The following is a 26697-nucleotide window of genomic DNA, read 5'->3' on the forward strand; positions in this document are numbered from 1 at the left end:
CGCCCCTTCACCACCGCGTGGCCCTCACAATCCCGGTGGAACGGGTCTGCTGGTTGCCGAAGCCCTGAGCGGTCTGCTGTGGGCCGGAGTCAGCTTCGTGATCATCTACTGGATCGGCCAGGCGTTCGACCTTTACGAGGGCACGTGGGTCGTGATCTCCCTGTGGATCCTGTCAGGTCTGATCGTGCTGTGGCCTGGATTCGACGGGTTGGTCGCGCGATACCTCCTTGGGCTCAGGCAGCCGACGATGGTGGAGGCGCAACGGCTTGCGCCCAGTTGGATCGGGGTCGCGAACCGTGCGGGAGTCGATGCTCACCGATACACGCTGTGGATCGAGGCCGGTGAGAACGCGACCGGGACGGCTGCCGGCGGGTACGCCGTGACGGTCACAGGATGGGCGCTCTACACACTGCCTCCTAGTCATCTGGAAGCGGTGCTGGCGCAGGATCTCGCCACTCACCTCCGAGGGCGGACCTGGCTGAGCAGACTCGCTCTGTGGTACTCGGTGCCCACCCGAATCGTTGCCCTGGTGATCAGGTTGCTCTTGAGGCTCAGCCGTACGATTCCCGCTGTCGGGTGCACGATCATCGGCTTCCTGATGGTGTCCTACTTCGGCTTCATTCTCGCTTCGCTGATCTTCTACGACAGCCTCTTGGTGCCTCTGCTGTTCCTGTCGCCGCTGTTCGCCCCGTTGCTCTTCATCGGGGTCGGCAAGTTCATCGAGCGGATGGCCGACCGGGCTGCGGTGGACCTCGGGTACGGACGGCGTCTGCTGGAGGTCTTTTACGGCTGGCAGGCGCAGCACCAGGAGACCGCGAGGCGGATCGGCCTCAGCCAGCCCGACTGGATGAGCGGACAACCCTCCGTGGCCGAACGGATCCGAGCGCTCGAGGTCTACCTTCAACCTCGCTGACCTGCCCGCTGCGGCAGGACCAGGTTTTCCCTTGTAAGGGCGAGGTGGCTGGAGGTTTTGCTTCCCAAGATGGTGGTGGGCGAACTAGGGTCGCGACGGATCGTAGTCGTGTCACCACGTATGTCCATGGGAGGGAAGAAGATGACGAAGCGTAAGGCGGTCGCGGCGGTGGCTGCGGGGATTCTTGCGGCTGGGTTGGGGTTGTCGGCCACTGGTTCCGCGGGGGCGGCGCCGGCTGAGGCGGTGCCTGCGAACTTGAAGTTGGTGAAGACGAAGAACTCGTTGCTCGGGAAGCACGTGTGGTACCAGCAGACCTTCAAGGGGCTGCCGGTGGTGAACGGGTACTACGCGAAGCACCTGGACAAGTCGGGCAAGGTGGTGCAGATCTCGGACGGGCGGGACGCCGTACCGGAGTCGCTGGACGTCAGTGCCAAGGTGCCGTCGGCAACGGCGACGAAGTCGGCCAACACGGTGGTGAGCGCCCGCGCGGCGAGGAACCGGATCGCCGCTCCGAACAAGAGTGTGGCGCAGACGCCGACGGCGACGCAGGGAGCCGCGCAGCTTGCGGTGATCGGTGGGGCCAACGCCCGGCTGGTGTGGAACGTGACGTCCAGGAGTTCTGAAGGGGTCACTCGGTCGCTGGTCGACGCCAAGAACGGTGTGGTCGTCGAGTCGAAGGTGATCAGCGACAACGTCGACGGCAAGGGGTCGGTGTTCGACCCGAACCCGGTGGTCACGTTGAAGAACGAGGACCTGCTCGACAACAACGACAAGAACAGCAACGAGTTGTTCCTGGCGCAGAAGAACGTGATCCTGCGCAACCTGGACGGGTCGGGCAAGCTCAACGGTGCCTACGTCAACATCCTCGAGGCCAAGGGTGGGGTCGCGCAGAACAAGAACAACACGTTCGTGTACCAGCGCGCCAACGACAAGTTCGAGCAGGTCGAGGCGTACTACCAGGTCAACCAGACCCAGGAGTACATCCACTCGCTCGGCTTCACCGAGGTGAACAACGAGTCGCAGGACTTCTCGATCAACACCTACGAGGGCGACAACAGCTTCTACGACCCGTCGGTCGACCTGATCACGATGGGCGAGGGTGGCGTCGACGACGCCGAGGACGCCGAGGTGATCTGGCACGAGTACGGTCACGCGATCCAGGACGACGTCGTCCCGGGCTTCGGTGAGTCGCTCGAGGCCGGTTCGATCGGTGAGGGCTTCGGCGACTACTGGGCCGTGCAGCAGTCCATCCCGGTCAGCAAGGGGTACGACATCCCGTGCGTGATGGACTGGGACGCCACGTCGTACACCGACGGACCGAAGCACTGCCTGCGGCGTACCGACACCGGCAAGACCACCGACGACATCGTCGGCGAGGTGCACGACGACGGTGAGATCTGGTCGAACGCGCTCTGGGACATCCAGAAGGCGCTCGGCCGGAACAAGGCCAACAAGGTGATCCTGCAGGGCACGTTCTTCTACGCGCCCGACACCAGCTTCGCCGACGCCGCGCGCGTCACGGTCCAGTCGGCCCGCCTGCTGTACGGCAAGGCGACCGCGGACCAGGTCACCACCGCCTTCAAGGCCCGCAAGATCCTCTAGTACGACGTACGACGTACGACGTAACGACGTACGACCGGCTCATGCGCCCACCGCTACTGTGGGCGCATGAGCTGGAGCACTGCGGACATCCCTGACCAGACCGGCCGTCGCGCCCTCGTCACCGGCGCGACCAGCGGCATCGGCTACGCCACCGCCCTCGAACTGCTCAGACACAACGCCGACGTGCTGATCGCGGCGCGCAACCCGCAGAAGGCCGCCGACGCTGCGGCCAAACTCGCGAAAGCCTCAGGCAAAGAGCCCGAGACGGTAGAGCTCGATCTCGCCGATCTCACCAGCGTCCAGCTGGCCGCCGAGCAGCTTGCCAAGACGCACGACCGCCTCGACCTCCTGGTCAACAACGCCGGCGTGATGGCCCCGCCGTACCGGCAGACCGTCGACGGCTTCGAGCTGCAGCTCGGTACCAATCACCTCGGCCACTTCGCGCTGACCGCCCGGCTGATGCCGCTGCTCCAGCAGGCCGACGAGCCCCGCGTGGTCACGGTCAGCTCGTTCATGCACAAGACCGTTCGCGGGATCGGCCAGTCCGACTTCACCGCCGAGAACGGCTACCGCAAGTGGGAGTCGTACGGGAAGTCCAAGCTGGCCAACCTGCTGTTCATGCTCGAGCTGACCCGCCGAGCGGGCGACAGCCTGATCAGCGCCGGCTCGCACCCCGGGTACGCCTCGACGCATCTCCAGGCTGCTGGTCCGGAGTTGGCCGGCCGACAGCTCCAGGCCCGCGTCTTCGGAGCTGCCACCAGGTTGGTCGCCCAGTCGGCTGCTGCCGGCGCCTGGCCCAGCCTGTACGCCGCGACGCTGCCCGATCTGCGGTCGGGCTCGTTCGTCGGCCCGGGCTTCCTCGGCTACCGCGGCGCTCCGAAGCCGGCGACCCCGACGAGTACTGCCCAGGACCCCGAGCTGGCCAAGAAGCTGTGGGCCTGGTCCGTCGAGGCCACCGGGGTCGACGCGTTCTGAGCACACACCGTGACACAGCGGTGATTTCGAAGCTACTCTTCGATAGTCCTCGTCCGCCCCCACGGAGGTCCCCACAGATGGCTACGACCCGACGCACCTTTCTCGGTCTCACCGCAGCGGCAGCATTCACCGGCATCACTCCCGCCTTCGCCGGCCGCCGCGACCAGCAGACGCTCTACATCGGCACCTACACCTCGGCCGGCGGGACCGGTATCGGTCTCGCCCAGTACGACGCCGCCAGCGGCGCGATCACCTCGACCGGCGTCCTGACCGGAGTCCAGGAGCCCTCGTTCCTGATCGCGGCGCCGTCCGGGAGATTCCTGTACGCCGTGAACGAGCAGACCGGCGGCGGCGTGACGGCCGTCGCGGTGGATGCCCCCGGCAAGCTCCGCGTCCTGAACCGCCAGTCCACCGGTGGATCCGCGCCCTGCCATCTCGCACTCGTTGCTGATGGCAAGTACCTGCTGAGCGCCAACTACGGCTCGGGCGATGTCGCCGTACATCCGGTGAAGACCGACGGAAGCCTCGGTGCCCGGACCGATCTGGTCAAGCACGTCGGCGCCGCGCCGCACGCGCACCAGGTCGTCCAGGACCCCACCGGCCAGTACATCCTGTCGGTCGACCTCGGCACCGACACGGTCTACACGTACACGATCGCGGCGCCGGGCAAGCTCACCGAGGTTGCGCAGGCCAAGCTGAAAGCCGGCGCCGGCCCACGTCATCTGGCCTTCCACCCGAACGGCAAGTACGCGTACGTCGCGAACGAGCTCGACAGCACCGTCGTCCCGTGCGCGTACGCCGACGGCCGGCTGACGCCAGGGACGCCGCTCCAGGCCGCACCCGCAGGACCGCAGAACTACCCCGGCGAGGTGATCGTCTCGCCCGACGGCAACTTCGTGTACGTCACCAACCGCGGCCACAACAGCATCGCGGTCTTCGCGACCAGCGCAGACGGAGCGACGCTCACCCGCACCCAAACCCCCTCCACCGGCGGCGACTGGCCGAGGCACTGCGCCATCGACCCGACCGGCAAGCTCCTGCTGGTCTCCAACCAGCGCTCCAACTCGATCACCACCTTCCACAGAAACCAACAGACTGGAACCCTGACGCCGGCCGGCAGCTTCACCACCCCGAGCCCGGTCTGCACGCTGGTGTGATGTTCGAATCTGAGTGAGCTCTTGCAATTCTGTCGTGGGAGCGTTTCCATCGGAGCTGTCCTTTCCCCGCCCCGGAAGGAAACGCAGCATGAAACGACGCCTCGCCGCGGTCGCGGCCGGCCTCCTGGCCGCGACCGCGATCGTGGTCCCCACCTCACAAGCCGCCCCGGCCCAGGAGGCTTGGCAACGAGGGACCCCGCCGCTGAGCACCCCGTGGACCGACGACGTCTCACCCGCCAACGCGCTCCCGGAGTACCCGCGACCGCAGCTGACCCGCGACCGCTGGCAGAACCTCAACGGCCTGTGGGAGTTCGCGGCCGCCACACCAAACGAAGCGCCGCCGTTCGGACGCCAACTGGCCGAGAAGGTCCTCGTCCCCTACCCGATCGAGTCGGCCCTCTCCGGCGTCCAGCGCCACGAGGACCGCATGTGGTACCGCCGCACGTTCACCGTCCCGAACGGCTGGAAGGGCCAGCAACTCCTGCTGCACTTCGGCGCGGTCGACTACGACGCCAAGGTCTGGGTCAACGGCCGCCAGGTCGCGACGCATCGCGGCGGGTACGACGGGTTCTCGGTCGACGTGACCGGCGCTCTGCACCGGACAGGCCCGCAGGAGATCATCGTCTGGGCCGAGGACCTCACCGACGAGACGTTCCAGCCGATCGGCAAGCAGCGCGAGGTCGGCGACCACGGCATCTTTTACCAGGGCAGCTCCGGCATCTGGCGGACCGTCTGGATGGAGCCGGTGGCGCGCTCCTCGATCGAGCGGCTGCAGCTGACGCCCGACGTACCGGGCAAGGCGCTCAAGGTCATCGCCGACACGACCGGACCAACCAATCTGGACGTCGAAACCACCGTGTACGACGGTCGCCGCAAAGTCACAGCCCTCAGAGGCAAGGCCGACCAAGAGCTCAAGATCAAGATCCCGAACCCGAAGCTCTGGTCGCCCGACAACCCCTTCCTCTACACGCTGAAGGTCAAGCTGATCGACCGCGGCAAGGTCGTCGACGAGGTCGGTTCGTACGCCGGACTGCGTGCGGTCGGCAAGCTGAAAGGTGCCGACGGCAAGCTCCGGCTCGCGCTGAACGGCAAGATCCTCTTCAATCTGTCGACGCTGGACCAGGGCTTCTGGCCGGACGGCCTCAATACAGCACCGACCGACGAAGCACTCAGGTTCGATCTCGAGCAGCACAAGGAGCTCGGGTTCAACACCGTCCGCAAGCACATCAAGGTCGAGCCGGACCGCTGGTACTACTGGGCCGACAAGCTCGGCCTGATGGTCTGGCAGGACATGCCGGCCTCCAAGACCGACCCGATCCCGCCGGCCTGGCAGGCGCAGTACAAGGCCGAGCTGCACGAGATGGTCGAGGAGCACAAGAGCTTCACCTCGATCACCACCTGGGTGCCGTTCAACGAGGGCTGGGGTGAGTGGGACCTGGCCGAGACCGGCCGGATCGCGGACAGCGTGAAGGCGCAGGATCCGTCGAGGCTCGTCAACGCGCACAGCGGCATGAACTGCTGCGACTCCCTCGGCGACTCGGGCCGCGGTGACATGATCGACCACCACGCCTACCTCGGGCCCGCGACGGCAAGCCCGTCCGGCGATCGCGTCGCGGTGGACGGAGAACACGGCGGGTTCGGGCTCAAGACCCAGGGCCACATGTGGTTCGGCGACGGCTTCGCGTACGAGATGACACCGGACTCGGCCACGCTCACTCGCCGGTACCTCGAGAACCAGCGCGACGTCCTGCGGTCGGCCAACACCTGCGGCATCAGCGGATCGGTCTACACCCAGATCACCGATGTCGAAGGCGAGGTGAACGGCTTCTTCACCTACGACCGCCAGGTCCCGAAGATGGACTTCGCCCAGGTCCGCACGATGAACGAGCAGATCATCGCCGGGGCGGACGGAACCGGCAGCGGCGGACCCAATCCACCACCCGGTACGCCGGGTGCCGACGGCACCCATTTCTACCCGCTCGACGGCTCGGGCGAAGACGTTGTCGGCGACAACGACGCCACGCTGCAAGGCGGTGCGATTTTTGCCCCCGGCAAGAACGGCGAGGGCGTCGCGACCAACGGCACCAACCAGTTCGTCGACACCGGCGCCCAACTGATCGACACCAACGGCAACTACACCGCGACCGCCTGGGTGAAGCTGAACAAGGCCGACGGCGGGTTCCAGACCGTCGTCAGTCAGGACGGCGACCGGGACAGCGCGTTCTTCCTGCAGTACTCCGGCCAGGACCAGCGGTTCGCGATGAGCTTCCCGGGGCAGCGCGCGCTCGCGCCGACGAAGCCGAATCCGGGCCAGTGGTACCACCTCACCGGCGTACGGGATGCCGCGAAGGGTGAGCTCCGGCTGTACGTCGACGGCGCGCTGGTCGCGACCAAGTCGGCCTGCACGCTCGACGCGACCTCGACCGGCAACACGGTGATCGGGCGCGGCAAGTTCGGTGGCAACCCGGTCGACTACCTGGACGGCGTCGTCGACCAGGTGCACCTGTTCGACCGGGCGCTGGAGGCGACGGAGGTGAAGGCGCTGTACGACTCCGGCCGCTGATCGTGATCTCGGGCCCCGCGCGGGGCCCGAGATGCGAAACCGTCGCGGAGGACCGATCCTGGTAGTGCCGACCAGGGAGGTAGGGCCGATGACCGCTCCCAGCCGTGTGCGCGCACCGCAGAACGTGACGCGTTTCCGTCCGCCGCGCTTCGGCCTCGGTGGGTCCCGGCTCGGCGCCGCCGAAGGCGCGGTGGCGACGGCAACCATCGAGGCGGCGTACACGGCGGGGATCCGCTTCTTCGACACCTCACCGGCGTACGACGGCTCCGAGCAACGCCTCGGCGCGGCACTGGCGGCGCACCCGCGGTCGGGCTTCCTGCTGTCGACGAAGGTCGGACTCGACGGAGTCCGCGAGTCGATCGCCGGCAGCCTCGAGCGGCTCGGCGTGACGTCGCTCGACCTCGTCTTCGTGCAGGATCCCGGTGACCAGCCGATCGACAACGCGTACGCCGTACTGGTCGAGCTGCGCGAGCGGGGTGTGATCGGCGCGATCGGTGTCGCCGGCCGGGAGTGGCAGCAGCTTGATCCGCTGGTCCGGGACCTCGACCTGGACGTCGTACTGCTGGCCGGGCAGTACTCGTTGCTCGACCGGTCCGGGGCGCCGTTGCTGGATCGCTGCCAGGCAAAGGGAGTAGCGGCGATCGTTTCCGGCGTTCTGACCAAACACGTCCTGCTGACCGATCGATCCAAGCAAACGACTGATCCACTGACGATCCGCGCGCGGCGGATGTCGGCGGTCTGCGAGCCGTACGGCGTATCGCTGCCGCAGGCCGCTTTGGCCTTCCCTGGCAGGCATCCCGCGGTGACGTCGGTCCTGATCGGCGCGGCGACACCTGCTGAGATCCGGGCCGACGCGGCACTCGTCCGGCAGCCCGTGCCGGAGCAGTTCTGGCGCGACCCGGAGTTGGCGCGGCTTCTCGCTGGGTGAGGGGTTGTCAGCACAGGGTCGCTGAGGAATTCTGGTGGCCTCGATTCCTGTGGGGGGATTTTCATGTCCAGAATCACTGCGTCCTGCCTGCGCGCCGCCGCGCTGGCCGGGCTGCTCGGTTCGTGCCTGGTCGTTGTCACGACCGCACCGGCCTCGGCCGCTGCCATCACGGTCACCACGACCGCCGACGTGGTCAACGGCGGTGACGGTGTGACCTCGTTGCGGGAGGCCTTCACCACCGCTTCCGGCAACGGCGCCGACGACGTCATCACGCTCGGCGCCGGCCTGACGTACGCGTTGTCGGTCTGCTCCGGCCCGCTGACACATGCCGACAGCCACGAATTGATTGTCCAGGGCAACAATTCCACGATCGAGCAGACCTGTGACGCCAAGGGCATCGTCGACAGTACGAGTCACGACGGCCGGCTCGAGCTGCAGGACCTGGTGATCGATGGCGGGCCGAACACCACGAACACCGCGCTGGAAGGCGCCGCGGTGCGGTCCGACAGCGAGCTCCTGCTCAACAACGTCGAGGTCCGCAACGTGCTGTCGCCCGGTGGCAGCGTGGTCTGGAGCAGCTTCGGGCACGGCATCACGCCGTACAGGATGACGATGCTCGGCGGCAGCCTGCACGACAACACCGGCAGCGTGGTCAGTTGCGACAACTGCTCGCTGGCGGTCAACGGGACGACCATCTCGGACAACACCGGCTCCGGGATGTCGCTGGTCGACGGGTATCCGGTCGAGATCGAGGGCGCGACGATCGAGAACAACACCCGGACCGGCATCACCAACACGGGGCAGGGGTTCGCGGCGAACAAGATGACGATCAACCTGACCGGGATCGTCGGCAACGGCCGGGCCGGCATCCTGTGCAGCAACTGCGGGTCGCTCAGCATGTACTCGACCAACGTCAGCAACAACGGGCTGACCGCGGCCGACGCGCGCGGTGGGATCTCGTTCACCGCGTCCAAGCGCGGCAACGGCTCGACCGGGATCGGCGGCCTGCTGTCCACCGTCACCGGCAACAGGAGCACCCAGCCGGGCGGCGGCATCTCGCTGACGCCGGTGCTGATCGAGGACGCGGGCGCGACGCCGAACGTCGGGCTGGATCGCGTGCTGGTCGAGAACAACGAGTCCGTCGGTGGTGGCGGCGGGGTCTGGCTCGGGTTCGGCGCGCTGCACATGTACAAGGGTTCGCTGATCGGCAACAGCACGACCGGCGGCAACGGCGGCGGCGCCGGGACGATCGACGCGACCGGGCCGTTCGACCTGTCGTTCGACGAGACGCCGATCAACCACAACTCCGCGACCGGCGACGGCGGTGGTCTGTACGCGCAGGCGATCACGGAGCTGTTCCTCGACCGGACCGGGCTGAGCAACAACACCGCCGGGGGCAACGGTGGTGGCGCGAAGGTCGTCAACAGCTACTCGGTGACGCTCGACGACATGGCGGTCGACGACAACACGGCCGCCAACGGCGCCGGGCTCGACATTGCGACCGAGAACCTCGGCGGCACCAAGGTGACCTTCGCCGGGAACGTCGCGACCGGGACCGGTGGTGGTGCGCGGGTGTCCGCCGTGGCGGCGAACTTCCTGAACAGCACGTTCAGCGGCAACACGGCCGCGACCGGCGGCGGGCTCGCCGTCACCAACGCCGCGGTCGCGACGCTGACCCACGTGACGATGGCCGACGACCAGGCGGCCACCGGCGCGCACATCGCCGCCGTACCGGCTGCTCAGGTGAAGACCGAGAAGAGCGCGATCGTGCTGCCGAAGGTCGGTACGTCGTGCGCGGGGATCGGTGGCGCGTTCGCGGGGACGTCGCTCGGTTTCTCCGTACGGCGTGATGCCAGCTGCGGGAGTGTCGCGTCGGACCTGGTCACGGCGAACGATCCGCAGCTCGCGGCGCTGAGCGGGGGCGGGTTCGCGCGGGTTCGGGTGCCGGCGGCAACGAGTCCGCTGGGCGGGCGGGTTCCGGTGGCGAACTGCACGGTCGAGGACGATCAGCGGATGACGTTCCGGCCCGCGGGGGCGAACTGCGAGGCGGGGTCGGTCGAGATCGTCGAAGCTGCTCCTGACGCGGCGCTGACGGCGTTGATCGGCCAGGTGAAGGCGCTGCACCTGGCGAAGGCGGTCGAGACGAGCCTGGTGGTCAAGCTGGAGGCGGCTCGCGTCGCGGTGCAGAAGAACCAGAAGCCGGCCGCGAAGGCGCTGCTGACGGCGTTCGTGATCGAGGTGAAGGTGCTGGCCGCGAAGAAGCTCGTCCCGGCGGCGGCCGCGACTCAGCTGGTCGCGAAGGCGACGGCGATCAAGAACGCGCTGTGAGCCTGGCGGTGTGAAGGCGTTGGGTGCGGTCGCGGAGCGGTTGGTCCTCGAGCTGATCGAGCAGACCGGCCGCTGCGTCGACGAGCGCCTTGTCGAAAGCGGTCCAGGTCGGGTTAGTCGGTAGGGCGTCGAGGCAACGGCTGACGACCTCGTCCGGCGGCAGGACGTCGGCCTTGGGCAGGGTGGGGAGATTGGTGACGGTCGGTACGTCGTACGCGGCTGCCAGACGCAGAGCGGTGAGGATGTCGCCGAGGTCCTTGGTCCGGCCGGACTGTTCGAGCTCGGCGCGGTGGGTATGGGCCCAGTACAACGGGTTGGAGGCCGAGGACATCGAGTAGACCCAGCCATCGGTGGCCTGAGCGAGGACCGTCATCAGGCTGTCGGGGTGGAGGTACTCCTCGAAGTCGGTCGGCTGCCTCGGGACCTGGATGAGGTCCAGGTCGAGGTCCTTCAGGTAGAGGTCCCGGCGGAAGGGGCCGTAGCGGTCGGCGAGCGGGCCGGCGGTCAGCTCGTCGGGGCCGTAACGCAGGCGGCGGGTCTGGACGGTGAAGTGGCTGCCGGCGTACCGGTTGGTGGGGAGCTCGTGCCAGGAGAACTCGACCAGGCCGAAGTCGAGGGTGAGCATGCTGTGGCCCTTGTTCCCGCCGTACTCGATACCGGGGAAGGCCGCGGTGACCTGCTCGGGGGAGTGGCCGTGGTCGACGCCGAGGACCTCGCCGGTGAGGACGGCGGTGCGGAAGAAGGTCAGATCGGTCACCAATGCTCCTCGGTCGCGGTGAGCGACAGTATGGTGGGGATCAGGTCCGCGAGCTGCGGGCCTCCGGACGAGACGGCGCCGTACCCGACGCAAAGACGACGCCAGCCCCTGGAGGGGCAGTTCTCATGCATGCAGTCGACGTCCTCGAAATCGCCGGCGCGATCACGATTCTGATCGCCTTCGCCGCGTCTCAGGCGGGGCGGTTGGAGCAGAAGACACTGCGGTACCAGGTGCTGAACCTGGTCGGCTCGGGTGTGCTGGCGGTGATCGCCGGGGTCGAGCAGTCCTGGGGGTTCCTGCTGCTGGAAGGCACCTGGGCGGTGGTCAGCCTGATCGGGCTGATCGCGCTGCTGAGGTCCCGGCGTACGGCGGCTGTCAGCTAGAAGCGGTCGGCGGGGTCTACCGGGGTGCCGGGGGAGCCTGGCGTGTTGGGGGAGCCCGGGCCCGGGCCCGTTGTGGTGGGGCTGCTGGGGCCCGTCGTGTTGGGGCTGCCGGGGCCGGTGCTGCCAGGCGGCGGGGTGGTCGGGGTGATCGTGACCGTCGCCGTACCGCTCGGGTTAGGGATGACCGGGCCGGGGTCGACCTCGGGGGCGTTGCGGAACAGGAGCCAGGCGATCAGGACGGCCAGCGCCATGATCAGGGCCATCGCCAGCAGGGAGAGGATGAGCGCGAGCCTGGAGGCTGGGCGGAGTACGGCGGGCCAGGGGAGCGGCCAGATGCGGAACAGGCCCGGGCGGCGGCGGTTCTCCCAGTAGTGGCGGAAGTCCGGGCCGCGGACCCGGCCGAGCTGGGGGACGCGGTCCATCAGTACGGCGGACAGGACGTCCTCGCCGCGGCGTTCGGCGATGGCGTGCTCGTCGGCGGCCGAGCTGGAACCGTCGTCCTCGCGGAGGGGGCCCACGGCCACCCAGAGGGCCAGATCGTCGTCGTCGGCATCGTTGTGGGCGAGGACCAATTCCTCGGGGAGCTCGTCCACCGCGCGCACGAAGCGGTCGCGGGCGGAGGCGTCGTCGGCGGAGCCCTCGGTCATCATCGCGACGACGGCGCCGCGCCCGGACTCGTCGGCAGCGGCGTACAGGTAGCCGGCGGCGTTGGCGCCCAGGCGGCCGCGCAGCCAGAACTCGCCTACGCGGGGCGGGTCCTCGGGGAGGAGCGGGAGCGCGTCCGGGAGCAGCTGCGGGCGCGGGCTCGGCGGGGGAGCCTGCGGAGGCGCAGCGGCGGGGGATTCGGTCGCGGTCATGTTGGGGTCAATCCCACCATATCGGCGGTAACGGTGTCTTGTTGCCTGCTGCCTGTGCGGGTTGGTGAGGCCCGGTGGGGAAGGTGGACAGGTACGTGCGGACGCCGCCGCGGGGGGTGCGGGTGGGCGGCTAGGTGGGGTGGTTTGTGGTTTTGGGCTCGTCGGGGGTGGCGCGTGGTGAGGGCAGTGGGTGGGGATTGTGCGGACTATTTGTTGGGTGGATCGGGGGACTGCGTTGTACGGGCGGTGGGTGATGCCTCGGGGAGGATGCGTACGGATTTGGGTGGGTGGGGAGGATGGACAGTGGTCCGGGCGGGGCTTGGTTCGGCTTGAGCCCTGGGATCTGATGGAATGGCCGGAGTTCCCGAGCAGTAGGTCCGTGTGGGCCCCGGAAGGACAGGCATGACCGAAACCACCGTCCCGGCAGGGTCAGTGGCCCAGCAGTCTCGTCTGGTCGGCGAGGCGATCACCGAGGTCAAACGCGTGATCGTCGGCCAGGAGCACATGGTCGAGACGCTGATGGTGTCGCTGCTGGCGAAGGGGCACTGCCTGCTCGAGGGCGTGCCGGGCGTGGCCAAGACCCTCGCCGTACGGACCTTCGCCTCCGTGGTCGGCGGGTCGTTCGCGCGGATCCAGTTCACCCCGGACCTGGTGCCCTCCGACATCGTCGGCACCCGGATCTACCGGCAGACCCGCGAGGCGTTCGACATCGAGCTCGGCCCGACGTTCGTGAACTTCGTGCTCGCCGACGAGGTCAACCGCGCGCCCGCCAAGGTGCAGTCGGCGATGCTGGAGCTGATGGCCGAGCGGCAGGTGTCGATCGGCGGCCAGACCTTCCCGATGCCGAAGCCGTTCATCGTGATCGCCACCCAGAACCCGATCGAGTCCGAGGGCGTCTACCCGCTGCCCGAGGCGCAGCGCGACCGCTTCCTGGTCAAGATCGACGTCCCCCACCCGCGCGGCCACGAGGAGTTCGAGATCCTCCGCCGGATGAGCGTCGACCCGCCGCAGCCGCGTCAGGTGCTGCAGCCGGAGACGATCATGGAGCTGCAGCGCTCGGCCGAGCAGGTCTTCGTGCACAACCTCGTCGCCGAGTACGCCGTACGCCTGGTGATGGCGACCCGGACGCCGACCGACTTCCACCTGCCCGACCTCGAGCCGATCATCGAGCTCGGCGTCAGCCCGCGCGCGACACTCGGCCTGATCGCCGCCGGGCGCGCGCTGGCCCTGATCCACGGCCGCGACTACCTGCTGCCGAGCGACGTCCAGACCGTCGCGCTCGACGTGATGGGCCACCGTCTCGGCCTGACCTTCGACGCGATCGCGGACAACATCGACGCCCGCGCCGTGGTCGAGCGGATCCTGGCCACCGTCCCGCCGCCGCAGCCGGTCTGGCGCGACGGCAACGACCAGTCCAGCCGCCCCGAGTTCGTCTAACAGATGGCCAACCGACCCGACCCGAGGGCTGCGATGACGATCTCGCAGCTCGCTCCCGAGCGCGCGCTCCGGCGCCTCGAGCTGACCGTCGTACGGCGGCTCGAGGGGTACCTGCACGGCGAGCACCTCGGGCTGCTGCCCGGGCCCGGGACCGAGCTGGCCGAAGCCCGGGAGTACCAGGTCGGCGACGACGTCCGCCGGATGGACTGGGCCGTCACCGCCCGTACGACGATGCCGCACGTCCGCGACCTGATCGCGGACCGCGAGCTGGAGACGTGGGCGCTGGTCGACCTGTCCGCCTCGATGGACTTCGGTACGTCGCAGCTGGAGAAGCGCGAGCTCGCCGTCGCCGCGGTCGCGACCGTCGGCTTCCTGACCCACCGGCTCGGCGACCGGTTCGGCGGGCTGATGCTGCGCGACTCGACGCTGCGCCGCTGGCCGGCCCGCTCCGGCCGCCTCGCGCTGTACGGGCTGCTCCGCGCGCTGCTCGCCGAGAAGGACCACGGCGAGCACAAGGCGCGCAGCGACCTGGCCGGAGCGCTCGACTCGATGGCCCGGACGCAGCGCAAGCGCGGTCTGCGGGTCGTCGTGTCCGACTTCCTGACGCCCGAGGACGGCGAGATCGACAGCCGGATGGAGCCGTCCTGGGAGCGCGCGATGCGCAAGCTGACCGCGCAGCACCAGGTGCTCGCGGTCGAGATCGTCGACCCGCGCGAGCTCGAGCTGCCGAACATCGGCGTCGTGATGATCGGCGACCCCGAGACCGGCGCGGTGCGCGAGATCGACACCCGCAAGCGCCGCGTCCGGGACGAGTACGCCGCCGCGGCGCTCGCGCAGCGGGAACGAACCAGGACGGCCCTGCGTAGGGTAGGTGCCGGGCACCTGGTTCTGCGGACCGACCGGGACTGGGTCGCCGACACCGTGCGGTTCGTGCTCGCCTACAAGCGAGTCGCGCCGCGCCTGCACCAACCGCCGAAGGGAGTGGCTCGCTGATGGAGTTCCTGTCTCCGGCCCGACTCTGGTTCCTGCTGCTGATCCCGCTGGTGATCGCGGCCTACGTCTACCTGCAGCACCGGCGCGCCCAGTACGCGCTGCGCTTCACCAACATCGCCCTGCTCGACCGCGTCGCTCCGAGGCGTCCGCAGTGGCGCCGGCACCTGGCCGTCGCGCTCGCGCTGCTGGCGGCGTGCTCGTGCGTGGTCGCGTTCGCGCAGCCCAAGGACGAGGTCAAGGTGCCGCGCGAGCGGGCCACGATCGTCGTCGCGATCGACGTCTCGCTGTCGATGATGGCGACCGACGTCGACCCGAACCGGCTCGAGGCGGCGAAGAAGTCGGCGAAGAACTTCGTCAACCAGTTGCCGTCGAAGTTCAACATCGCGCTGGTCAACTTCGCCGGTACGGCGTCCATCATCGTGCCGCCGACGACCGACCGGGCGACCGTGCAGCGGTCGATCGACGGGCTGGAGCTCGCGGAGTCGACGGCGACGGGTGAGGGGATCTTCACCTCGCTGCAGGCGCTGACGCAGGTCCCGCCGGACCCCGAGCACCCGAACGACCCGGCGCCCGCGCGCATCGTGCTGCTGTCGGACGGCAAGCGCACCGTCGGCCGTACGGCGCAGGAAGGCGCGCAGGCGGCGAAGGCGAAGAACACCCCGATCTACACGATCACCTTCGGCACCGACTCCGGCTTCATCGAGATGGACGGGATCCGGCAGCGCGTACCCCCGGACCGCGCCGAGCTGCGCAGCGTCGCCGAGATCACCGGCGGCGAGGCGTACACGGCGGAGTCCGCGGGTGAGCTGGAGGACGTCTACAAGGACATCGGCTCCTCGGTCGGCTACGACAAGGTCGACAAGGAAGTCACCTCGCGGTTTGCAGGCATCGCGATGCTGTTCACGCTGGCAGCTGCCGGCGCCTGCATCGCCATGGCTACTCGCTTCCCGTAAGACCACATGCTCCGGCCCCGTAGCACCTTTGGTGCTGCGGGGCCGAAGCATGTGGGGAGGGGGGTCTTGCCCGGGGGCACGGCCGCGGGTTCGGAGACCATGGCGCGCGCTGGTACTTGTTGGCGTGAGCCGAGGGCGCGGTCGACCCGCTCGGGGGCCTTGGCGCGCGCTGGTACTTGTTGGAGTGAGTCCGGTCGACCTGCTTGGAGGCCTTGGCACGCGTTGGTGCTTGTTGGGTTGGGGGCTCAGGTGCCGTTGATCAGGTGGGTTGCCAGGGTCGGGTCGAACTGTCCGGCGGGGATTGTTGGTGCTGTGCCGCAGGGGCCGTCGGAGTTGCCGGGGACCTTGATCCAGAGGAGCATCTCGGCGCCGCCGCCTAGTTGAGTCGGGGTGCCGAGTTTGCGGCCGGCGGGGTTGCACCAGGTGCCGTTGGAGCCGTTGCCGTTGCGGCTGGTGTCGACGACGTACGGCTTCGGCGTCGCCATCGAGGCGCGGACGTTGTCGGCGTACGCCGTGGAGGCCGCGGTCGTGTAGTAGTTCGACACGTTCACGGAGAAGCCGTGGGCGGCACTGACACCCGCGCCGGCCAATCGCTGCGCCATGGTTGCCGCAGGCACCCAACCGGCGTTGCCGGCGTCGAGGTAGGTCCACGTGTTCGGCGCCTTGTCGCGGAACTGCTGCAGCGCGAACGACAGCATCCCGTTCCGCTCGCTGATCTGCGCGGCCGTCATGCACTCGAAGTCACCGAGCGCATCCGGCTCGACGACCACCACCGCCGGACGCGTCCCGATCGAGTCGGCGAAGGCCGACACCCACGTCCGGTACGCCGCCGGCGACCCCGCGCCGCCTCCCGAGTGCCCGCCGCACGCGTCTCGCCCCGGCAGGTTGTAGGCGACGAGCACCGGCAACTTGTCGGCGTTGTCCGCCGCTCCCACAAACCCACCCACCATCGCGCCGATGGTCGTCCCCGACGGCGGATTCCCGAACCACCGAGCCATCGGCTTGGACGCAATGCTGCTGTTGATCGAAGCAGCCCGAGAGTCAGACGCGTGCGAGTTCACCCAGGCCTTGGGCGTCGAGTTCGGATCCACGTAGAAGCCGCTGGTGAGGTCGACAGGACTAGCCAGAACTTTGGAACTATTTGAAGGCCGGCTCTCGGCGTCGGCGAAGGCGGTAATCCACGCGAGGGCGGAGTTCCAGTTCACTGCGACCTCGTTGGTCGAGTACGAGCCGATGTGGTCCGTGTAGCAGGTCGCCGGTGCGCAGCCCTGGAGGTTGCGTTGGGCTACCGGGTCCTGCAGACCGGAGTTGGGCCCACCGGCCAGCGACCCCGGGTACGGCGACGGCAGGGCCGGGTTCAGCGACTTGGCCCAGAAGCGATGATGCTGATTCTGGCTGGCGCGCTCGCCGTACCCGCTCACGTACGACTGGTTGATCGCGTTCCGCCCCAACAGGTAGTCGAGCGACTCCAGCGCAACCTCCCGGTACTTGTAAGACCGCGTCAGGTCGTACGCAACGGCCAGGATCATCGCGCTGTTCGCCACCGCACTGTTCGACCCCCACACGTACTTCCCATCGGCCGGGAGATAAGGATTCGCATACCCCTGCCCCCGAGCAGCAGCGACGTACACGTCAGCCACCGCGGCAATCCTCTGCCGCAGCTTCCACTGGTCCACCAGCGGCAACCGCCAAGGCGCACGCGCCAGCGCGAGATCCGCCAGCCCACCCGTCTCCTGCCACGAGAACCCATCAGCCGCCTTCACCACCGTGGTGATCGACCGCCGGTACGACGCCTTGCCCGTGGCAACGAACAGCTCAGCCGCCGCCCACGAGAACTCGTCGCTCACCTTCGTGTCGTCGTAGGCGCCACCCCCAACCCCACCGTCGGGCGCATAGACCGCAGGATGCGCCGCAGCCGCCTTCCACGCTCTTTCAGCGACCCGAAGGCACCGAGCCGCGAACGCCTTGTCCCACGCGGCGTACACCCGCGCACACCGCGCCCCAACGGCCGCCACGTTCAGCGTCGCCGCCGTCGACGGCGGGTACAGGTACCGCGGCTGCGGATCCGCCGACGGCAGCAACGGCAACCCCGTCCACGCCACGTCGTGAATCTTGTGATGCACCATCCCAGCCAACGCACCGGACGGCACCTGCATCCGCAGCAGGAAGTCGATCTCCCACCGAGCCTCGTCCAGTACGTCGGGAGTCCGGTTGCCCGCCTCGGGGATGCGCAGGTCGACCCCGCGATCCCGGTGCTGCGCCGATCGCTCGTACAGATCGAGCAACTGCCAAGCCGCCAACGCGCCGTTCACCACGTACTTCCCGTGATCGCCCGCGTCGTACCAACCACCCCGTACGTCGAGGCTGTAGTCGCACGTCCCCGGCAGACATGGCACCGCCGTGTCGCCCTGATTCGGCGCGACCCCGACGTGCCCGGCCGGCCGCGCGTACGCCTCCCCGACGTACCGGGCCTCGATCGGGATCCCGCTGCGGTTGTTGTAGAAGTACGCGAGCGCGTCCCGGCGCAGCGGCTGGTAGAGACCGTTGCCGAGGTCAAACGGTTCGCTCAGCTGATCCCCGACTGCCAGCCGAAATCCTTGCCCGCTCCCGCGATACCGCCCGAAGTCGATCAGCTGAACGCGAGTCCCAGCAGCCGCATCCAGCCCGTACGGCGTGGAGAAGCCTGAGCCCACCACCCGATCCGTTGCATCGAGCAACCGCCACGCCTGCGGCTCGACGGCGTCCGTCACGTACGTCGCCCGCCGCGGACCGTTGCCCAGGTACCCGAGCTGGTTGACCCGCACCGGCGAGCCGAAGTCCCGGACCCCACCAGGTGGCACGACACCTCCGACCAGCGAGATGTCGTCCAGGCACAGCGTGAACGCCGCGCCGTTGCCGCCGGACTGGAAGCTGACCTGTGCGTGGTCGCTGGTCACCGTCGACGGCGCGCTGAACTCGAACGCCGTCGGCGTCGCACTCAGCGCAGCCGGTTTGTTGAGCACCGTCGTCTGCGGTGTGCCCGCGAGCTGCACCACCGCGCGCACGGTCACGTCCCGGCTGGCCGTCGCGGTGAACCGCAACCGGTAGTCCTGACCGGCCTCGACCGGGACGTCGTCCTGGCCGATCATCGAGTCCCACACGTTGACCGTGCCGGCCGGGACCTGCGCGCACAGGCGACCGCCCTCGACGGCGGACGGCGTACTGCCGCTGCTCCACCACGGACTCTTGTCGGCGTCGAAGGTCCCGTTCAGGATTCGTTCGTACTCCGGGTCCGCGGCCTGCGCGGCGGGTGGACTGACGAGGGACACAACCAAGGCGGTCAGCACGAGAGCGGACCGCCGGCGAAGTCTGGACATGCGCTGCCTCCGATGGGCGACTGGACTGGGAGCGCTTTCAGTCTCAGTATGGTGACCAGCGCTTTCGATGCTGTCAATGGGACCGGGAGCGCTTCCAGTTCTTTCCGCAAAGGAGCAGGATGGCGAAGCGGCAGGTGACGCTCGACGAGGTGGCCGAGCGGGCGGGAGTCTCGCGGTCGGCCGCGTCCCGGGCGATCAACAACGCCCCGAACGTCAGCCGCGCCAAGCGGGAGGCGGTGCAGCGGGCGGTCGACGCGCTCGGGTACGTGCCGAACGCAACGGCTCGCGCGCTGGCCACGCAGCAGGCCGGCTCGGTCGTGCTCGCGATCTCGGGGGAGGACCCGGCGCTGCTGGCCGACCCGTTCTTCGCCGAGGTGGTGGTCGGGATCTCGTCGGTGCTGGAGGAGACCGACCTCGAGCTCGTACTGTCGCTGGCGACGTCGGAGCGCGGCCAGGCCCGGCTGGCGCAACGGCTGCGGACCCGGCAGGCGGACGGCGTGATGCTGATGTCGCTGCGCGAGAACGACCCGCTCGCCGCGCTCGCGCACGACGCCGACGTACCGGTCGTGTTCGGTGGACGACCGCTCGGCTTCGAGCCGTCGTACTACGTGGACGCGGACAACCGTGGTGGTGCGCGGGCCGCGACCGAGCACCTGATCAGCACCGGCCGGACGAGGATCGCGACGATCACCGGACGCCTCGACGAAGGGGCCGGTACGGCGCGGTACCAGGGTTTCCAGGAAGCGCTGGCGGTCGCCGGGCTCGATGCGAGCCGAGTCGTGCAGGGCGACTTCGCCGAGGACGGCGGCGCGAAGGCGATGGTGGAACTGCTGGCGCGGTGGCCGGAGTTCGACGGCGTGTTCGTCGCCTCGGACCAGATGGCGATCGGCGCGCTGCGGGTCCTGCGCGAGGCCGGGAAGTCGGTGCCGGACGACGTCGCCGTTGTCGGGTTCAACGACATCTCCGGCGCGCGGCACACGGTTCCGCCGCTCACCACCGTGCACCAGCCGATCCAGGCGCTCGGCCGCGAGATGGCCCGGATGCTGCTCGCGCTGCTGGCGGGGGAGCAACCTAGTCCACTCATCCTGCCGACGCGACTGGTGGTCCGCGCGTCGAGTTGAGCGGCCTCGAGGCCTTACGGACTGACCGGTGCAGCATCGCGACACGACGGTGATGTAGTTGACACGGCGAGGTTGCTGGTGTCAAAGGGATCTGTGGTGCAAGATGGGTCTCGCTGTCAGGACCATCTGGCCGTGATCGAGAACGCTGGGGAAGGCGCAGCTCGAGCACATAAGGAGGTCCTGGTGGCGACGACTCGTGGCGTTCTGTACGTCCACACGGTGCCGTCAGCGCTGTGCCCGCATGTCGAGTGGGCAGCGGGCGGCATCCTTGGCGTGCCCGTGAAACTGGACTGGACGCCGCAGCCGGCGGCCCAGGGTCAGTACCGGGCCGAGCTGTCGTGGCAGGCGGAAGCCGGTACGGCGGCCAAGCTGGCGTCCGCGTTGCGCGGATGGCAGAAGCTGCGCTTCGAGGTGACCGAGGAACCCAGCAACGGTGTCGAAGGTGAGCGGTACTCGTTCACGCCGGCGCTCGGGGTGTTCCACGCGACCACCGGCGTGCACGGCGACATCATGGTGCCCGAGGACCGGCTGAAGGCCGCGATGCTCAAGGCCGCCAGTGGCGAGGCCGATCTGACCGAGGAGGTCGAACGGTTGCTGGGAAGGCCTTGGGACGACGAGCTCGAGCCGTTTCGCTACGCAGGTGACGGTGCTCCCGTTCGCTGGCTGCACCAGGTTGTGTAGGCACTGAATCAACCGCTCGACAGTAAACCTGAGAAGTTCTGAAGAATGCGGTGAAGGCAGGAGCTTTTCGCGGTTTCTTGGACGATGCTGGAGACCCACAGCTTCCCCGGTGCGAACCGAGGACCAGGCCGTGGCCGCTGGGCCACCGGGTGTCGGGACACCCCCGGTTGTCACAAACAGCGGCCGCACCACGTGGAAAGGGCGCGAACCCCAGCAGGGTTCGCGCCCTTTCTCTTGTGCGGTTCTACAGCGGGATGTTGCCGTGCCGTCCGCGGACCTTGCCGTTCTCCTCGGCGGTCGCGATCGCGGCAGCCAGCGCCGACCGCGTCTTGGCCGGCTCGACCACCTCGTCGACGACGCCGATCTCCCGCGCCCGCTCGATCCCACCGGCGATCTTCTCGTGCTCTGCAGCCAGCTCGGCCTCGACCTGCGCCCGCAGCTCCGGCGCGACGTCGGCGAGCTTGCGGCGGTGCAGGATCCGGATCGCGGCCACCGCGCCCATCACCGCGACCTCGGCCCGCGGCCACGCGAACACCCGGGTCGCTCCGAGCGACCGCGCGTTCATCGCGATGTACGCGCCGCCGTACGTCTTGCGCGTCACCAAGGTGACCCGCGGCACGACCGACTCCGCGAAGGCGTGCAGCAGCTTGGCGCCTCGCCGTACGACGCCGTCCCACTCCTGTCCGACGCCCGGCAGATAACCCGGTACGTCGACCAGCACGACCATCGGTACGCCGAACGCGTCGCACATCCGCACGAACCGCGACGCCTTCTCCGCCGACAGCGCGTCAAGGCACCCGCCGAGTCGCAGCGGGTTGTTCGCGATCACGCCGACCGTGCGCCCGCCGAGGCGGCCGAGCGTGGTGACGATGTTCGGCGCCCAGCGCTGGTGCAGCTCCACGCCGGAGTCCTCGTCGAGCACGCCGCCGACGAGCGGGTGCACGTCGTACGCGCGCTTGGCCGACTCCGGCAGCAGCCCGGACAGATCCGTGTCGGAGACGTCGCCGGACACGTCGCCCTGGTTCGCGAACAGGTCGGCCAGCTGGCGCGCCTTCTCGATCGCGGCGGCCTCGGTGTCGGTGGTGATGTGGACGACGCCGGAACGACGACCGTGCGGCTCGGGACCGCCGAGGCGCAGCATGTCGACGTCCTCGCCGGTGACCGAGCGGACGACGTCCGGACCGGTGACGAAGATCCGCCCCTCCGGTCCGAGGATCACCACGTCGGTCAGCGCCGGCCCGTACGCCGCACCGCCCGCGGCGGGGCCGAGCACGACGGAGATCTGCGGGATCTTGCCCGAGGCCTGCGTCATCGCGTAGAAGATCTTGCCGACGGCATGCAGGCTGAGCACGCCCTCGGCCAGCCGGGCGCCGCCGGAGTGCCACAGCCCGATGATCGGCAGCTCCTCGCGCCGCGCCACCTCGTACGCCGTACAGACGACCTCGCAGCCCTCGTCGCCCATCGCGCCACCCATCACGGTCGCGTCGGAGCAGAAGGCGACGACGGGCGCGCCGGCGATCGTGCCACGGACGGCGAGCATGCCGGACAGGTCGTCGGGCGTGATCAGCTCAAGCGAGCCCGGGTCGAGCAGGTTCGTCAGCCGGGTGAAGGGGTTGCGCGGGTCCAGTTCGCGAGGCGGCTTGGCTGGTTTCGCGGGGGCAGTGGTCATGGGCATCTCCGGGGGATCAGCTAGCTCGAACTGCCTGCTGGAAAGAAGTGGGCCGGGCAGCGAACTGCCCGGCCCACCACGCGACTAGACCGACTTGAAGGCCAGGGCGACGTTGTGGCCGCCGAAGCCGAAGGAGTTGTTCAGCGCCGCGATGTCACCGTCGGGCAGCTTGCGCTGCTCGGTGGCGATGTCGAGGTCGACGCCGTCGTCGACCTTGTCGACGTTGATCGTCGGCGGTACGACGCGGTGGTGCAGCGCGAGCACCGTGGCGATCGACTCGACCGCGCCGGCGGCACCGAGCAGGTGACCGACCATCGACTTCGGCGCGGTGGCGACGGCGTGGTCGGCCGCGCCGCCCAGCGCCTTGCGGATGGCGATCGCCTCGGCGACGTCACCGGTCGGGGTGGAGGTGGCGTGCGCGTTGATGTGCACGATGTCGCCGGCCGCCAGGTCGCCCTCGCGCAGCGCCTGCAGCATCGCGCGCTCGGCGCCGGAACCGGTCGGGTCGGGCTGCACGATGTCGTGACCGTCGGCGGTGATGCCGGCGCCCGCGAACTCGGCGTAGATCTTCGCGCCACGGGCGACCGCGTGCTCGTAGGTCTCCAGGACCAGGACACCCGCGCCCTCACCGAGCAGGAAGCCGTCGCGGTCGACGTCCCACGGACGCGACGCGCGCTCCGGGTCGTCGTTGCGCTTGCTGAGCGCCATCATCTGGCCGAACGCGGCCAGCGGCAGCCCGGCGATCGACCCCTCGGCGCCACCGGCGACGACGATGTCGGCGCGGCCGAGCCGGATCTGGTCGGCGGCCAGCGAGATCGCCTCGTTGCTGGAGGCGCAGGCCGAGACCGGGGTCTGGACACCGGCCAGCGCGCCGAGCTCGAGGCCGACGTTCGCGGCCGCGGAGTTCGGCATCAGCATCGGGATCGCCAGCGGCGAGACCCGGCGCGGGCCGTTGCGCAGCGCGTCGTAGTTGGTGAGCGTGGTGAGCAGGCCGCCGATGCCGGTGGCGATCGCGACGCCCAGGCGGGTCTTGTCCAGCTCGACGTCGGCCAGGCCGGAGTCGGCCCAGGCCTCGCGGGCGGCGACCACGGCGAACTGCGCGTTGCGGTCCAGGCGACGGGCCTTGACCCGCTCGATGATCTCGGTCGGCTCGACCGCGGCCGGAGCGGCGATCTTCACCGGCAGTTCCTCGACCCAGTCGGCGGTCAGCAGCTTGGCGCCGGACCGGCCGGCCAGCAGGCCTTCCCAGGTACTGGCGACGTCGCCCCCGACCGGGGTCGTCGCTCCGAGCCCGGTGATCACGACTCGGGTCTTCGACATGGTTACCTCATCCTTCGGCGAGAGAACTGGTGCGGTGGGGTGTGCTGGTACGGAGTACCGGCCGCGTGCCCACCGGGCCTGAGGGCCCGGTGAGGCACGGCCGGCCAGCGCGATCGAGGGACTCGATCAGCCGTTCTGGGCGCGCTCGATGAACGCGACCGCGTCGCCGACGGTCTTCAGGTTCTTGACCTCGTCGTCGGGGATCTTCACGCTGAACTTCTCCTCGGCGGCCACCACGACCTCCACCATGGAGAGCGAGTCGACGTCGAGGTCGTCGGTGAAGGACTTGTCCAGCTGGACGTCCTCGACCGGGATCCCCGCGATCTCGTTGACGATCTCGGCGAGGTTGCTGCGGATCTCTTCGGTGCTGGCCATCTGTGTGGTTTCCCTTTCGGATCTTCTACTGCTCTGGTACGCCGGGGACCTGGCCCCGGACATCTGAGGGGTACTACGGGATGCGGATGACCTGACCGGCGTACACCAGTCCGGCCCCGAACCCGATGATGAGCGCGAGGTCGCCGCTCTTGGCCTCGCCACTCTCCCGCATCGCACTGATCGCGAGCGGGATCGACGCGGCCGACGTGTTGCCCTGCCGCTCGATGTCGCGCGCGACCTTGACGTGATCGGGCAGCTTGAGCGTGCGGTGCATCGCGTCGGTGATCCGCATGTTCGCCTGGTGCGGCACGAACAGGTCGAGGTCCTCGGCGGTCACGCCGGCCACGTCGAGCGCCTGCTGCGCGGCCTTGGCCATCTCGAACGCCGCCCAGCGGAAGACCGGGTTGCCGTCCATCTTCAGGTTCGGCCAGTTGTAGCTGCCGGCCGCCTCCTGCCAGGACTCCTTCTGGCTGATCAGCTCGTGCTGCGTGCCGTCGGAGCCCCAGACCACGGGGCCGATGCCGGGCTCGTCGGACGGGCCGACCACGGCCGCGCCGGCGCCGTCGGCGAAGATGAACGCCGTACTGCGGTCGGTCCGGTCGGTGATGTCGCTGAGCCGCTCGACGCCGATCGCGAGCACGTACTTCGCGCTGCCGCCGCGGACCAGGTCACTGGCCATCGCGACGCCGTAGCAGAAGCCCGCGCAGGCCGCCGAGATGTCGAACGCCGCGGCCGTCGGGGCACCGACCGCGACCGCGATCTGGGTTGCGATCGCGGGCGTCTGGTACAGGTGGGTGACGGTGGCGACGACGACGCAACCGATCTGCGCCGGGTCGATACCGGAGTCGCGCAGCGCCTCCTTGGCGGCCTCGACCGACATCATCAGCACGGTCTCGTCGGGCTCGGCCCAGCGCCGCTCGCGGATGCCGGACCGGGTCCGGATCCACTCGTCGCTGGAGTCGATCTGCTCGAGGATCACCGAGTTCGGCACGACCGTCCGCGGACGGTAGGCGCCCATGCCCAGGACGGCGGTGTGCTCGGCACCCTGGACGGTCGCGATCGAACCGGTCATGTCAGTTTCCTCCGCTCGGGTGCAGCCGCACGAGCGGCTGCCCGGGGGCGACGGGGTCGCCCTCCTCGACCAGCCACTCCACGACGATGCCGCCGTGCGGGGCGCGCACCTCGAGCTCGTCGCGCAGGCTCTTCACCGTCGCGACCACCTCGCCGGCCTCGACCGCGTCACCGGTCTCGCGCTTGACCTGCGCCTCGCGGGTGAAGGTGCCCTTCATCGGCGCGACCAGCAGCCGCCAGGTCGGCGACGCGTCGATCTCCGACGGGCTGCCGTGCTTGTCGACGAACGCGCGGGCGTCGTCGAGCTGGTCCGGCGTCTTCAGCGCGAACGTCTCGACGCCCTTCAGCGCCCGCCGCGCGATCCCGGTCAGCGTGCCGGCCGGGGTCATCTCCAGGATGCCGGTGACCTGCAGGTCGGCCATCGTCTGCATGCACAGGTCCCAGCGGACCGGCGCGTTGACCTGCTGGACCAGCCGCTGCAGCACGTCGCGGCCGTCGTGCACGACCTGGCCGTCGCGGTTCGAGATCAGCCGCGCGCGGGGGTCATGCGTGGTGATCGACTTCGCGTAGCCGGCCAGGGTCTCGACGGCGGGCTCCATGTGGCGGGTGTGGAAGGCACCGGCCACCGAGAGCGGGATCAGCCGGGCCTTGGCCGGCGGGTCGGCCGCCAGTGCGGCCAGCTCCTCGACGGTGCCGGCGGCAACGATCTGGCCCGGGCCGTTGTCGTTGGCCGCGGTCAGTCCGTACTGCTCGAGCTTGGCCAGGATCTCGTCCCGGTCGCCGCCCAGTACGGCGGTCATCGAGGTCGGGGTCAGCGCGGCCGCCGAGGCCATCGCCTTGCCGCGCTCACGGACCAGGACCATCGCCTGCTCGGCGCTGATCACGCCGGCGCCGACGGCCGCGGCGATCTCGCCGACGCTGTGACCGGCCAGCGCGCCCATCTTCTGGAACGCGTCGCCGGGGTGCGGGAAGACGGCCAGCGCCGCCAGCATGCTGGACGCGACCAGCAGCGGCTGCGCGATCGCGGTGTCACGGATGGTGTCCGCGTCGGCCTTGGTGCCGTAGTGGGCGAGGTCGAGACCGGCGACCGCGGACAGCCAGTGCAGCCGGTTCTCGAAGACTGGGTCCTCCAGCCACGGCTCGAGGAAACCTGGGGCTTGAGCGCCCTGACCGGGCGCGACGATGACGAGCACGTGACAACTCTCCCTGAGCCGGGCCGTTCGTGGGCTACAAAGCAGCACGAATTCTACTGCCTCGA

Annotated in this window: 21 protein-coding genes and 1 riboswitch; of the genes, 13 read left to right on the forward strand and 8 right to left on the reverse strand. The window is 69.1% G+C overall.

Features of this window, described 5'->3' with window-relative positions:
- The first annotated feature begins 97 nt into the window (after positions 1 to 97).
- The 7 genes from ACYVIO_RS20385 (at position 98) to ACYVIO_RS20415 (ending at position 10466) form a co-directional block, all read left to right on the forward strand.
- Positions 98 to 913 (forward strand): M48 family metalloprotease, encoded by an 816-nt coding sequence (locus ACYVIO_RS20385; protein WP_460652424.1) that lies wholly within the window; start codon positions 98 to 100, stop codon positions 911 to 913.
- A 141-nt stretch (positions 914 to 1054) separates the two neighbouring features.
- Complete coding sequence (locus tag ACYVIO_RS20390; protein ID WP_460652425.1) at positions 1055 to 2515, forward strand: M36 family metallopeptidase; 1461 nt, start codon at positions 1055 to 1057, stop codon at positions 2513 to 2515.
- Between the two features lie 66 nt (positions 2516 to 2581).
- Positions 2582 to 3490: an oxidoreductase gene (locus tag ACYVIO_RS20395; protein ID WP_460652426.1), complete on the forward strand. Its 909-nt coding sequence runs from the start codon at positions 2582 to 2584 to the stop codon at positions 3488 to 3490.
- Positions 3491 to 3567: 77 nt separating this feature from the next.
- On the forward strand, positions 3568 to 4647 hold the full coding sequence (locus ACYVIO_RS20400) for a lactonase family protein (protein ID WP_460652427.1): 1080 nt from the start codon (positions 3568 to 3570) through the stop codon (positions 4645 to 4647).
- Between the two features lie 88 nt (positions 4648 to 4735).
- Positions 4736 to 7210, forward strand: coding sequence for a LamG-like jellyroll fold domain-containing protein (locus tag ACYVIO_RS20405; protein ID WP_460652428.1), 2475 nt, complete (start codon positions 4736 to 4738; stop codon positions 7208 to 7210).
- Between the two features lie 88 nt (positions 7211 to 7298).
- Complete coding sequence (locus ACYVIO_RS20410) at positions 7299 to 8138, forward strand: aldo/keto reductase (protein ID WP_460652429.1); 840 nt, start codon at positions 7299 to 7301, stop codon at positions 8136 to 8138.
- A gap of 63 nt (positions 8139 to 8201) precedes the next feature.
- Positions 8202 to 10466 (forward strand): right-handed parallel beta-helix repeat-containing protein, encoded by a 2265-nt coding sequence (locus ACYVIO_RS20415; RefSeq protein ID WP_460652430.1) that lies wholly within the window; start codon positions 8202 to 8204, stop codon positions 10464 to 10466.
- On the opposite strand, the gene ACYVIO_RS20420 is transcribed toward ACYVIO_RS20415, so the two are convergent.
- Positions 10450 to 11223 (reverse strand): hypothetical protein, encoded by a 774-nt coding sequence (locus tag ACYVIO_RS20420; RefSeq protein ID WP_460652431.1) that lies wholly within the window; start codon positions 11221 to 11223, stop codon positions 10450 to 10452. The genes ACYVIO_RS20415 and ACYVIO_RS20420 overlap by 17 nt on opposite strands.
- 40 nt (positions 11224 to 11263) lie before the next feature.
- Positions 11264 to 11328: riboswitch (guanidine-III (ykkC-III) riboswitch) on the forward strand.
- Positions 11329 to 11348: 20 nt separating this feature from the next.
- Here ACYVIO_RS20420 and ACYVIO_RS20425 point away from each other — a divergent pair.
- On the forward strand, positions 11349 to 11606 hold the full coding sequence (locus ACYVIO_RS20425; RefSeq protein WP_460652432.1) for a CBU_0592 family membrane protein: 258 nt from the start codon (positions 11349 to 11351) through the stop codon (positions 11604 to 11606).
- On the opposite strand, the gene ACYVIO_RS20430 is transcribed toward ACYVIO_RS20425, so the two are convergent.
- Positions 11603 to 12463 carry a hypothetical protein gene (locus ACYVIO_RS20430; RefSeq protein WP_460652433.1) on the reverse strand — a complete coding sequence of 287 codons (861 nt, stop codon included), beginning with the start codon at positions 12461 to 12463 and terminating at the stop codon, positions 11603 to 11605. The genes ACYVIO_RS20425 and ACYVIO_RS20430 overlap by 4 nt on opposite strands.
- A 402-nt stretch (positions 12464 to 12865) precedes the next feature.
- On the opposite strand from ACYVIO_RS20430, the gene ACYVIO_RS20435 reads away from it, so the two are divergent.
- From ACYVIO_RS20435 to ACYVIO_RS20445, 3 genes are read left to right on the forward strand one after another with little or no spacing between them, the layout of a single operon-like run.
- Positions 12866 to 13900 (forward strand): AAA family ATPase, encoded by a 1035-nt coding sequence (locus tag ACYVIO_RS20435; protein WP_460652434.1) that lies wholly within the window; start codon positions 12866 to 12868, stop codon positions 13898 to 13900.
- Between the two features lie 33 nt (positions 13901 to 13933).
- Positions 13934 to 14893: a DUF58 domain-containing protein gene (locus ACYVIO_RS20440; RefSeq protein WP_460652435.1), complete on the forward strand. Its 960-nt coding sequence runs from the start codon at positions 13934 to 13936 to the stop codon at positions 14891 to 14893.
- A complete protein-coding gene (locus ACYVIO_RS20445; RefSeq protein WP_460652436.1) occupies positions 14893 to 15846 on the forward strand; it encodes a VWA domain-containing protein in 954 nt (317 codons plus the stop codon). Before ACYVIO_RS20440 ends, ACYVIO_RS20445 begins: the two co-directional genes overlap by 1 nt.
- A 245-nt stretch (positions 15847 to 16091) precedes the next feature.
- On the opposite strand, the gene ACYVIO_RS20450 is transcribed toward ACYVIO_RS20445, so the two are convergent.
- Positions 16092 to 19202: a glycoside hydrolase family 9 protein gene (locus tag ACYVIO_RS20450; protein WP_460652437.1), complete on the reverse strand. Its 3111-nt coding sequence runs from the start codon at positions 19200 to 19202 to the stop codon at positions 16092 to 16094.
- Between the two features lie 119 nt (positions 19203 to 19321).
- Between ACYVIO_RS20450 and ACYVIO_RS20455 the strand changes: the two genes are divergently transcribed.
- On the forward strand, positions 19322 to 20323 hold the full coding sequence (locus ACYVIO_RS20455) for a LacI family DNA-binding transcriptional regulator (RefSeq protein WP_460652438.1): 1002 nt from the start codon (positions 19322 to 19324) through the stop codon (positions 20321 to 20323).
- A 183-nt stretch (positions 20324 to 20506) separates the two neighbouring features.
- The gene (locus ACYVIO_RS20460; RefSeq protein WP_184793743.1) at positions 20507 to 21004 is read left to right on the forward strand and encodes a DUF3145 family protein; all 498 of its coding nucleotides are present in this window, start codon (positions 20507 to 20509) and stop codon (positions 21002 to 21004) included.
- Between the two features lie 244 nt (positions 21005 to 21248).
- On the opposite strand, the gene ACYVIO_RS20465 is transcribed toward ACYVIO_RS20460, so the two are convergent.
- The 5 genes from ACYVIO_RS20465 to ACYVIO_RS20485 all read right to left on the reverse strand — a co-directional run bounded on the left by ACYVIO_RS20465 (position 21249) and on the right by ACYVIO_RS20485 (position 26632).
- Complete coding sequence (locus tag ACYVIO_RS20465) at positions 21249 to 22673, reverse strand: acyl-CoA carboxylase subunit beta (RefSeq protein ID WP_460652439.1); 1425 nt, start codon at positions 22671 to 22673, stop codon at positions 21249 to 21251.
- A gap of 84 nt (positions 22674 to 22757) precedes the next feature.
- Entirely contained in the window at positions 22758 to 23993 is a 1236-nt protein-coding gene (locus ACYVIO_RS20470) for a beta-ketoacyl-[acyl-carrier-protein] synthase family protein (protein WP_460652440.1), read from the reverse strand.
- 126 nt (positions 23994 to 24119) lie between these two features.
- Entirely contained in the window at positions 24120 to 24368 is a 249-nt protein-coding gene (locus ACYVIO_RS20475) for an acyl carrier protein (RefSeq protein ID WP_077017127.1), read from the reverse strand.
- A 73-nt stretch (positions 24369 to 24441) separates the two neighbouring features.
- Entirely contained in the window at positions 24442 to 25440 is a 999-nt protein-coding gene (locus ACYVIO_RS20480) for a beta-ketoacyl-ACP synthase III (protein WP_460652441.1), read from the reverse strand.
- A 1-nt stretch (position 25441) separates the two neighbouring features.
- The gene (locus ACYVIO_RS20485) at positions 25442 to 26632 is read right to left on the reverse strand and encodes an acyltransferase domain-containing protein (RefSeq protein ID WP_460652442.1); all 1191 of its coding nucleotides are present in this window, start codon (positions 26630 to 26632) and stop codon (positions 25442 to 25444) included.
- Positions 26633 to 26697: the final 65 nt, after the last annotated feature.

This window comes from Kribbella endophytica, assembly GCF_054781295.1.